We start from the raw sequence: 1,825 nt of genomic DNA, 5'->3' as shown, positions 1-1,825 counted from the left end.
CGCCGGAGAACCGGGCGACGGTGTCGCCGGGGCGGACGGTCTGCAGTAGCTGCGCCGCCACCTCGCGGAGCAGGTCGTCGCCGGCCTGATGGCCCAGCGAGTCGTTCACCGTCTTGAAGCCGTCGAGGTCGACGAAGAGGACAGCGACGCGACGTTGGTGGCGTTGGGCATGGGCGAGCGCCTGGTGGAGCTGGTCGAGGAGCGCGGTGCGGTTCGGCAGTCCGGTGAGCTCGTCGTGCAGGGCCCGGTGGCGGGCGTCGGCAGCCCTCGCCCGTTCCACCTCGTTGGCTCGCGCCGCCAGCACCGCGGTCGAGATCTGACCGGCCACCAGTCCGGCGAAGTCACGGTAGTCGCCGTCGGGAGCAAGCCGGTCACTGATTCCGGCGAGCAGCAGGCCGATGGGTAACCCGTCACAGCCCTCGGCGAGTGGGACGACGATCGCCGAGTTCGGCGGCCGGCAGCCGCCGGTCAGCCGGAACGGGAGCCGTTCGGGCAGCCGATGGACAATCCGCGCCTGACCGGACGACAGCGCGTCCATCAGCTCGGGGAGGGCAGCGTCACGGCCAAACACACTGAGTAACTCGGGGACCTGGGCCTCCGGGCGGTCGAGAGTCTCGGGGTCGCCAGCCAGCCCGCAGGACGCCACCGGTCGCAGCCCCGGCCGCTGCGCGTGCGGGTCCCGGAGCAGGACGACGCTGTACGGGACGTCCCCGGAGTAACGGCCCAGCGCCTCGACGGCACGGGTACACACCTCCCGCGGACTGCACGCGTCCGAGGTGGCGGTGGCGAGCTCGCGCAGGCAGGTGAGACGTCGGGTGCCGAATATCTGCCGGGTTGTCTCCTGCGCCGTCACCATGACGCCGACCACACCACCGTCGCCCACGACATCCCGGATCGGGCTTAAGGAGAAGGTGAAGTAACACTCCTCCAGGTATCCGTGCCGGTTCAGCGGGAGGAGCTGGTCCTGCGACCAGGTGGCGCCGCCACTGGGCATCACCTGGTCGAGCATCGGGCGCATGATGTCCCAGATCTCCGGCCAGACCTGATGGGACGGCTGACCGAGGCATCCCGGGTGCTTTCGATCGAGTATGGATAGATACCCGTCGTTGTAGATCATGATGAGCTCCGGCCCCCACAGGACCATCTTGGGGAACCCGGACTCGAGACAGATGTTCACCGCCGTCCGCAGGGTGGGACCCCAGTCCCGGAGCGGACCGAGCGTGGTGGCGGCCCAGTCCGCGGTCGCCATCAGCCGTCCCATCACGCCGCCGGCCGCGAACACCTGGTCCATACTCACCTCGTTCGCGCCCCGGCCGGCGCTCGGCTCGACGCTCACGGCGGCATCCTCGACGGAGCGTGGCGGGGCTGATCCGTCTGATCGCTCCCCCGTTTCAGCGCGATCGAGGGCGGGGCGACCGAAGGCGGGGCTGTCCGGCCCGCGGCGCCACGAGCCGGAACACACCCACAAGCACTACCATTTGTCACACAAGTGCTGCTAATGGCCATTGGTGCCCTTCGCGTCGAAGCTGCGGACGCCGCGGGGCACATGCCTGCTGTGCAACCCACGAGCCGATCGTAGTGGGCCCACCGAGAACCCGACCGGGGCGCTGTTCACCGCTCCCGTCGAACGAGATCGGCGGGACGCCGACGCGGCACGAACGTATGTACTCGGCTAGGCCCTTCGCCTGAGGATCGGGGCGTGTTGCCGAGGGTACTCCTTCTCCCGGCAGTCCGTCCGGCTCCAAGCCCGGTAGTCCGTCCGGCCCCCGGCCGCCGGGCCGGGGGCCCTCCAGCTCCGGGCCCGGCAGCCACTCAGCCAGGGGAC

The 1,825-nt window shown here is 70.1% G+C and carries 1 protein-coding gene; it reads right to left on the bottom strand.

Features of this window, described 5'->3' with window-relative positions:
- The coding region (locus tag DD1DGNOD_RS16365) for a sensor domain-containing diguanylate cyclase (protein WP_241255776.1) at window positions 1-1,336 on the bottom strand (1,336 nt) is incomplete at its 3' end.
- Between the last annotated feature and the right edge of the window lie 489 nt (window positions 1,337-1,825).

The organism is Candidatus Protofrankia californiensis (assembly GCF_900634765.1).
GTDB classification, from domain to species: domain Bacteria; phylum Actinomycetota; class Actinomycetes; order Frankiales; family Frankiaceae; genus Protofrankia; species Protofrankia californiensis.
The sequence above is the reverse complement of the archived record's forward strand: the minus strand, read 5'-3'. Positions and strand labels throughout refer to the sequence as shown.